General features: G+C 51.1%; 8 protein-coding genes. 4 read left to right on the top strand and 4 right to left on the bottom strand.

Annotated elements, in window-relative coordinates:
* Positions 1–33: 33 nt before the first annotated feature.
* Positions 34–924, bottom strand: a complete 891-nt coding sequence (locus T458_RS35075; RefSeq protein ID WP_023555703.1) for a LysR family transcriptional regulator — start codon at positions 922–924, stop codon at positions 34–36.
* Positions 925–1,063: 139 nt separating this feature from the next.
* Here T458_RS35075 and T458_RS35070 point away from each other — a divergent pair, with 139 nt between their 5' ends.
* On the top strand, positions 1,064–1,993 hold the full coding sequence (locus T458_RS35070) for a dipeptidase (RefSeq protein WP_023555702.1): 930 nt from the start codon (positions 1,064–1,066) through the stop codon (positions 1,991–1,993).
* 43 nt (positions 1,994–2,036) lie between these two features.
* Positions 2,037–3,101, top strand: coding sequence for a DmpA family aminopeptidase (locus tag T458_RS35065; RefSeq protein WP_023555701.1), 1,065 nt, complete (start codon positions 2,037–2,039; stop codon positions 3,099–3,101).
* Between the two features lie 64 nt (positions 3,102–3,165).
* On the opposite strand, the gene T458_RS35060 is transcribed toward T458_RS35065, so the two are convergent.
* From T458_RS35060 to T458_RS35050, 3 genes are all read right to left on the bottom strand, one after another.
* Positions 3,166–3,930, bottom strand: a complete 765-nt coding sequence (locus tag T458_RS35060) for an SDR family oxidoreductase (RefSeq protein WP_023555700.1) — start codon at positions 3,928–3,930, stop codon at positions 3,166–3,168.
* 101 nt (positions 3,931–4,031) lie between these two features.
* Positions 4,032–4,868: a MerR family transcriptional regulator gene (locus T458_RS35055; protein WP_023555699.1), complete on the bottom strand. Its 837-nt coding sequence runs from the start codon at positions 4,866–4,868 to the stop codon at positions 4,032–4,034.
* 40 nt (positions 4,869–4,908) lie between these two features.
* Positions 4,909–5,358: a hypothetical protein gene (locus T458_RS35050; RefSeq protein ID WP_023555698.1), complete on the bottom strand. Its 450-nt coding sequence runs from the start codon at positions 5,356–5,358 to the stop codon at positions 4,909–4,911.
* Positions 5,359–5,600: 242 nt separating this feature from the next.
* Here T458_RS35050 and T458_RS35045 point away from each other — a divergent pair, with 242 nt between their 5' ends.
* Both T458_RS35045 and T458_RS35040 read left to right on the top strand, forming a co-directional pair.
* On the top strand, positions 5,601–6,674 hold the full coding sequence (locus tag T458_RS35045) for a branched-chain amino acid aminotransferase (RefSeq protein ID WP_023555697.1): 1,074 nt from the start codon (positions 5,601–5,603) through the stop codon (positions 6,672–6,674).
* A 139-nt stretch (positions 6,675–6,813) separates the two neighbouring features.
* Entirely contained in the window at positions 6,814–7,443 is a 630-nt protein-coding gene (locus T458_RS35040) for an NUDIX hydrolase (protein WP_023555696.1), read from the top strand.
* Positions 7,444–7,485: the final 42 nt, after the last annotated feature.

The following is a 7,485-nucleotide window of genomic DNA, read 5'->3' as shown; positions in this document are numbered from 1 at the left end:
CCCCGCTACAGCCGCGATACTCAATCCACCCAGCTACTGCAACAATTTGCTCTGCATCAAAAAATCAATGAACGTCCTCATAATCCCATGAAACGGCGTATCCTTCAAATAGATCAGCTCAAAATTGCGGTTGATTTGCGGCAGGTTCAGCACCTCCACCTCGTGCAGCTCACCGCTTGCCAAATCCTTTTGGATGGAAAAGCGGGGGACGAAGGCAATTCCGAGTTTTTGCTTGACCATGCGCTTCACGACCTCGATATTGTCCACTTCCATGACGACCCGGTTTTTTAGCTGGTAGTGCGTAAAGGCGCTGTCGATCAGCTTCCAGTCCAGCGAGCCCCGGTTGAACAGGATCAATCTCTCGCGAGCCACGTCTTCAATCGTCACTTGCTGACGAGAGGAGAAGTCATGTTCCGGGTAGATAGCCAGCACCATTTGATCCGACATCAACTGAATCTGGTTGATCTGCGGGTGAGTTACCGCCCTGGCAATGCCAAACGAGACCTCGTGATTGAGCACCATGTCCAATACCTGATGCGAGTGTCCGGTCAAGATCGTCAGCTTGACCTTGGGATATTGCTGTTGAAACTGCTCCACGAGATCTGGCAGGATGTAGAATGCCGCGACAAATACTGTCGCAATCGTCAACTCGCCTTCGATGTCCCCGTATGAGCGTTGGATTGCCTGTTGCCCCTCCTGGAGAGAATGGAGGATGCTTTTGGCGTAGGGCAGGAAGATCTCGCCCTCCTTGGTCAGGCAGATCATATGGCCAGACCGTTGAAACAGCTTGCAGTCCAGGGAGCTTTCCAGCGCTTTGATCCGCATGCTTACGGTTGGCTGGGAGAGATACAAGAGCTCCGCAGTCTTACTGAAGCTTCCTGTCAACGAGACGAAAATAAACGCTTCGATTTGCTCCATGTTCATAGGCTGTGCGCTCCATTATGTGAATTTTTAATGATGGATATGGTAATCTTTTATTTGCTTTCTTTATAAAAATACATTACCTTACAACTTAATAAGTAGCAATGTATCTAAAAATTCTGATCAAGAGGATGGCGAATCTATGGATATTATCGACCTTCATTGTGACGCCCTGTTAAAACTGTGGTACGCGGACGGAAAGTTGTCCTATGAAAATGGGGAAGAGCTGGATACGAACAAGCAGCGTTTGCAGCAGGGGGGCGTGAAGGTACAGGCGTACGCGATCTACACCCCGGAAAAAATGAAGTCAGAGCAACGCTTCCAGTGTGCTTTGGATCAGATTGATTATTTTTACGCCGAAGTCCTGGCGAAAAATCCAGAGATGAAGCAGATCAAGGAATGGAGCGATTTTGACCGTTTGCAGGATGGAGAAATCGGAGCCTTTCTGACGCTGGAGGGAGTAGAGCCGATCGGCAATGATCTTGGCAAGCTGCGACTTCTCCATCAATTAGGCGTGCGCTCTGTCGGCCTGACCTGGAACCATGCCAATCTGGCGGCCGATGGCGCGGATGAGACAAGAAACGGCGGACTGACGCTGTTTGGCAAGGAGATTGTGAAATTTCATAATGAGCACAAGATCCTGACAGACGTCTCCCATTTGTGCGAGGGCAGCTTCTGGGATGTGATCGAGCTGGCAAAATACCCTGTAGCGAGCCATTCCAATGCCAGAGCCTTATGCGATCACCAGCGAAATCTGCGTGATGAGCAGGCGCAAGCGCTCTTCGCCAAAGGCGGCATGCTGCATATCACCTATGTGACGATGTTTATCAAGAAAGAGGAAGATGAAGTCACGATCCCTGATTTGATCAAGCATATCGACCATTTCTGCGCCCTGGGCGGCGAGAAACACATCGGACTCGGCTCTGACTTCGACGGGATCAATACCAAGATCGTCGGATTGGAGCATGCCGGGGATTCGCAGAATCTGATCAACGAGCTGTTGAAGCATTACTCCGAAGACCAGGTACGCGGCTTCGCAAGTGAGAATTTCTTGCGCAACCGCCCGATATAAAGGTACAACGATCCCAAGGTGGAAAGGAAAGGAAGCAGCTTTTATGGTGAAGGAGAACAGACAGAAGATTCGTACACACGGCTTGATCGTGGGCAAATTGCCGACGGGGGCGAAAAATGACATCACGGATGTTGCGGGTGTGCGTGTGGGGCATGTGACACTGGATCATCCTCTCGACGCGGGGGAAGGGGAATATGCTTGCACGGGTGTAACGGCAATCCTTCCGCATGGCGGCAGCCTGTTCCGCGAAAAAGTGACCGCAGCCAGCTATGTCCTGAATGGCTTCGGCAAAACGACCGGACTCGTGCAGGTGAACGAGCTGGGGATGTTGGAATCGCCGATCATGCTGACGAATACGTTCTCTGTTCCGGCAGTCACGCAGGGGACCCTGCAATACATGCTGGACGGACATGAAGAGATAGGAGATACGACCGGGACAATCAACATTGTGGTGGGAGAGTGCAATGACAGCCATCTGAACTCTATCCGCCACTGCGCCGTTACTCCGCAGGATGCCATCGAGGCAATCCGCCGCGCTTCTGAGGGACCTGTCGAAGAAGGCGCTGTCGGTGCGGGCAAGGGCATGGTCGCGTTTGGCTACAAAGGAGGGATCGGCTCCTCCTCCCGGATCGTGAGGGTTGATGATGCGTGCAGCTATACAGTAGGGGTTCTGGTGTTAAGCAACTTCGGACGAAAGGAAGATCTGCGTATCGAGCTGTTGAAGTCAGGGAGCCCTGCCCTTCAGGAGCCTGCTGACGGCTCTATCATCATCGTTCTGGCGACAGATGCCCCTGTAAGCGACCGGCAATTGCTGCGTCTCGCCAAACGGACGGGGATTGGTCTGGGGCGGACAGGGAGCCACTTCGGCCACGGGAGCGGAGATATTGTGATCGCCTTTTCGACTGCACACAAGATCCCGCACCAGGCGACAGAATGGACGGAGACGCGCACGCAGCTTCGCGAGGATCACCCGCTGATGAACGAATTGTTTGCGGCAAGTGCCGAAGCGACTGAAGAGGCGATCTACAACTCTCTCTCCCAAGCGGTGACCACTACGGGAAAAAAAGGCAATACGATTCATGCCCTGAGCTTTTCATCAACCAATTGACATCGCATAGAAAGCAGAGTACAGCAAAGGCCCCATCCAGATTGGATCGGGCATTTTCATTGTCTTACAGATGTGAGCCGCCAGTGGCGTCAAGCAGTTGTGCGGTACCCCAGCGGCCATCCTCTGACGCGAGAAAGGCGACTGCGTCCGCAATGTCGGCAGGAGTCCCGACTCTCCCGAGAGCAGACATCTCGCTGGCATGCTGCTGTCCCTCCTCGGTGTGCAGCCACGAAGCGTTTATATCCGTATCGACGATGCCAGGCAATACAGCATTGACGGTGATACCGCGCGGTCCAAGAAGCTTAGCCAGATGAAGCGTGAATGTGTTGATTGCGCCTTTTGTCATGTTGTATGCCATGATATGGGGATAGGCGATTCGCGTGACGCCGGAGGAAAGGTTGATGATGCGTCCTCCGTCTCGCAATAGAGGCAATGATTTTTGGACGAGGAAAAAAGGGGCTTTTACGTTTACAGCAAACACCCTATCGAACTCTTCCTCGGTGGTCTTCTCCAAATCGCTGGAAGTCCCGATTCCTGCATTATTTACTAAAATATCGAACTGTCTTTGTCCTGTCCGATTGAAAAGCTCGCTTTCGAGGGACGCAATCAATTGCTCAACTCCCGAAGTGGTGTCCAGATTCGCTCCGATGGGGAAGGCTTGACCTCCTGCTTGGGTAATGGTTTCCACAACATCCAGAGCTGCTTCTCGATTTTTGCCATAGTGAACGGCCACCAATGCACCTTCTTTTGCCAGACGCAGGGCAATGCCTCTTCCGATTCCGCGGCTTCCTCCCGTTACCAACGCAATCTTTCCTTCCAATCTTGTCATCTCCATACACTCCTTTGACGATTTTCTGAGTTCATCCTATACCCTCCAGTCCAGGGGAGAGTCAAGACTGTTCACAAAAAAATCCCCTGATGATGGAAATGTCAGGGGAGATTCGTTGACTCAGCTTGTATGGGGATGAGCAGTTCTGCCATTTGCAGTCGGCCATACATATTTTTGTCGGGGGTCATGATAATCTCGCGGATTGCTTCCAGCGGAGACTGCAAGTATCTATTTGAGACCATCCATGCCTGCACGTGCGAGATCTTCGGACAGAATAAAGCGTAAGGATCGCACGCATGAACCAGGCTTGCCGCACTCTGTATTGCCGGCAGCCAAACGACCCTTACCTTACCGGTTTCCGGGATGGAGCTAGACACCGGAATGGCTACCTCTACATCTACAAGGCCATCTTCCGGGTTTCTCCGATGCCAAAGTACAGTGAGCGGGCGGTTTTCATTTTCGCCATGCTTGCGAACATGCTGTTTGATTTCATCTAGCAGCAAGCACAGGCTGGACATCGGAATCTGGTCGCGCAAGGATGCGACCAAAACGGATGATTCACTGCGAATCGTAATCTGAGAGACTTCATCCAATGATTTGATATCGCTCAATTGATTGATTCGCTCGTTAATTTCATCGAGCTGACGTTGTGCTTCATGGATGGCATTTTTCAATTCCGAGTGTTTGGAGAAGAGGGCCGTCTTCACTCCCGGGGATGAGGTGTCCTCATTCAGGAAAGTTCTGATTTGTTCAAGAGTGAAACCTTCTTCCTTAAAATAGGCAATTCTTTTGATGGTCAAAAGCTGATCGGCCGAATAATAGCGATAACCGCTCCTCTCGTCTACACGAGCGGGTTTCAAGAGCCCCAGTTCATCGTAATAGCGCAAGGTTTTTACGGAAACGCCGCTCCGTTTGGCAAAATCCCCGATCTTGAGCATGGGTGAACGCTCCTTTCTTCACGGACCAAAAACTCACACCCTACCCGTTCCACTCGATACGAATGACTGACTCACCCGACTTCGACAGACGTTCCATCTCCACGATCCGCCAGTTGCCGGAAAGCGTAGAACGCAGCCAGGCCACATCCTTTTCTGCCAGCCGAATACCGATAAATGCTGTCTCTTCGGTCTCATAATCACGAGGCGGCTCCAGGTTATAGCGTTTATTTAAAATAAATTTAATCCCATTAAAAGTTGTATATTTGATCGCATATCCTTCGCGAATGGCTTCTTCCAAACGTTCACGATTTTCTTCATACAAGGCAAAAAGCGGCGAAAAATCGTATTTTCCTTCTTCGATTTCCAGAAATGGTTCAGGGTTTCCCCCTCTCAGCTTGTGAATGATCTCCTCATCGACAAAACCGTGGGCTCGTGCTGCTTCGAGCAGCATAGCTTCGCGCTGGGAGAGCTTTATAGGTGAGATCGACATGCGTGAAATTCTCCTTTCTTGAAGCTGTTTGCAGGCTTCCCTTCTAGTATAATGGAGGGAAGACAGAAAAACCAACGAGCAGGGTGTCTGGGTAAGCGGACCAAAGCATTTCACGCCATGTTCACAGGCCCGGAAAAAATCAGGCAGTGGTTGGCAGTCCTAATAGACTAGCAATCTGTCAAAATAGTTGCTATGTTAGTACTAGTACACATAGGATCACAATAGTGAGGGAGATGTAGAGAATGGAGTGTCAGTTAACCATTGATTTGACAGACCAGAAAAAAGAGAAGCCGGCTCATGACAAGCTTGCGTTCGGGGTGCATTTTACCGACCATATGTTTGTCATGGATTACACCGAAGGGAAAGGCTGGCACGATCCAAGAATTGAACCGTATTCCCCGCTGACGATTGATCCGGCTGCGATGGTATTCCACTATGGCCAAGCCGTATTTGAAGGATTGAAAGCATATCGCAACCAAGAAGGAGAAGTACGACTGTTCAGACCAGATCAAAACTTCAAACGCCTCAATCGTTCCTTGACCCGGTTGGACATGCCGACGGTGGATGAAGCGTTTATGGTGGAAGCATTGAAGAAGCTGGTCAGTGTGGAGAAAGAGTGGATCCCTACAGCAGAAGGAACATCTTTGTACATCCGTCCCTTCGTCATTGCGACGGAGGCTTGCCTGGGTGTTAGAGCTTCCCATACTTACAAGCTGATCATTCTGTTGTCGCCAGTAGGAGCTTACTACGCATCCGGAATGAAGCCAGTCAAAATTCACGTGGAAAACAGCTATGTCCGAGCTGTCCGTGGCGGAACGGGCAATGCCAAAACTGCCGGCAACTACGCAGGCAGCCTGAAAGCGCAGACAGAAGCCCATGAAAAAGGGTACGAGCAAGTGCTCTGGCTGGATGCGATTGAGACTAAATACATTGAAGAAGTAGGCAGTATGAACGTCTTTTTCAAAGTAAACGGAGAAGCATGGACACCGATGCTGAATGGAAGCATTCTCGAGGGGATCACGCGTGACTCCACCATCCAATTGTTGAAGGCTTGGGGCGTGAATGTCGTCGAGAAGCGCATTTCCGTGGAAGAATTGTTCCAGGCATACCAGAACGGTGAACTGGAAGAAGCATTCGGCACCGGAACCGCCGCCGTCATTTCACCGATCGGCGAAATGAGCTGGAATGGTAACAAAATGGTGATCAACGGCGCGAAGACTGGAGAGTTGACGCAAAAGCTGTACGACACCATGACAGGAATCCAGTACGGTGTGGTCGAAGACGAATTTGGCTGGTCGGTGAAGGTAACCGAGTAGACATCTCTATCCAATAAAGGCACGGGTTCCCTTGCTGGCACGAGGGAACTGTGCCTTTTTCATTCATTTTTATAGATTTTTCGCGATTGGGCTGTTAACGTAGTAAGACGAAGAACAGAGAGGTGTGGAGGAGAAACAGATGCTTGGGGAAAAACTGGATATTTATGATGAGCAAGGCCGGCACATCGGCGTCAAGCCCAGAAGCGAAGTGCATCGGGTAGGGGACTGGCACCAAACGTTTCACTGCTGGCTGTATCGCAGGGCGGGGGAGCAAATCCACCTGCTTTTTCAAAAACGGCATCCAGAGAAAGACACTTGCCCCAACCTTCTGGACATTACTTCGGCAGGACACCTACTGGCAGGAGAGAGACCGGAGGATGGCGTTCGCGAACTTGCAGAAGAGCTGGGGCTTCATGTCGCCTATGAATCATTGTCTCCTCTCGGTGTCATCCGGGATGTGATGACGGGACCGCAGATCGTGGACAAGGAGATGTGCCATGTCTTTCTCTACGAATGCGACCAGCCCTTATCCGACTACGAGGTACAGGAGGAAGAGGTTGTTGGCCTTCTCTGGGTAAAGTTGGACGAGATTGTGGACCTTTTTGCGGGGAAAACCACAAATATAGAAGCGAGCGGCTTCCTGTTGCAGGAGGATGGTACAGCTCGGGATTGTTCAATGGAGGTTGGGCTATCGGATTTTGTGGCGCATGAGCCCCACTATTACCACCAGGTATTCACCGCGTTGCAACGACGCGGGGGTCGAGCATAGGACGGGGCTGCGGGGTGGTTTGTACAGAGAGAGGAGTTACGT

The sequence above is a fragment of the Brevibacillus panacihumi W25 genome (assembly GCF_000503775.1).
Lineage (GTDB): Bacteria > Bacillota > Bacilli > Brevibacillales > Brevibacillaceae > Brevibacillus > Brevibacillus panacihumi_A.
The sequence above is the reverse complement of the archived record's forward strand: the minus strand, read 5'-3'. Positions and strand labels throughout refer to the sequence as shown.

Coding starts and splice junctions, on each gene's coding strand:
- T458_RS35060 (WP_023555700.1), bottom strand. CDS start 3,930: ATGACAAGATTGGAAGGAAAGATTGCGTTGGTAACGGGAGGAAGCCGC.
- T458_RS35075 (WP_023555703.1), bottom strand. CDS start 924: ATGAACATGGAGCAAATCGAAGCGTTTATTTTCGTCTCGTTGACAGGA.
- T458_RS35040 (WP_023555696.1), top strand. CDS start 6,814: ATGCTTGGGGAAAAACTGGATATTTATGATGAGCAAGGCCGGCACATC.
- T458_RS35050 (WP_023555698.1), bottom strand. CDS start 5,358: ATGTCGATCTCACCTATAAAGCTCTCCCAGCGCGAAGCTATGCTGCTC.
- T458_RS35065 (WP_023555701.1), top strand. CDS start 2,037: ATGGTGAAGGAGAACAGACAGAAGATTCGTACACACGGCTTGATCGTG.
- T458_RS35070 (WP_023555702.1), top strand. CDS start 1,064: ATGGATATTATCGACCTTCATTGTGACGCCCTGTTAAAACTGTGGTAC.
- T458_RS35045 (WP_023555697.1), top strand. CDS start 5,601: ATGGAGTGTCAGTTAACCATTGATTTGACAGACCAGAAAAAAGAGAAG.
- T458_RS35055 (WP_023555699.1), bottom strand. CDS start 4,868: ATGCTCAAGATCGGGGATTTTGCCAAACGGAGCGGCGTTTCCGTAAAA.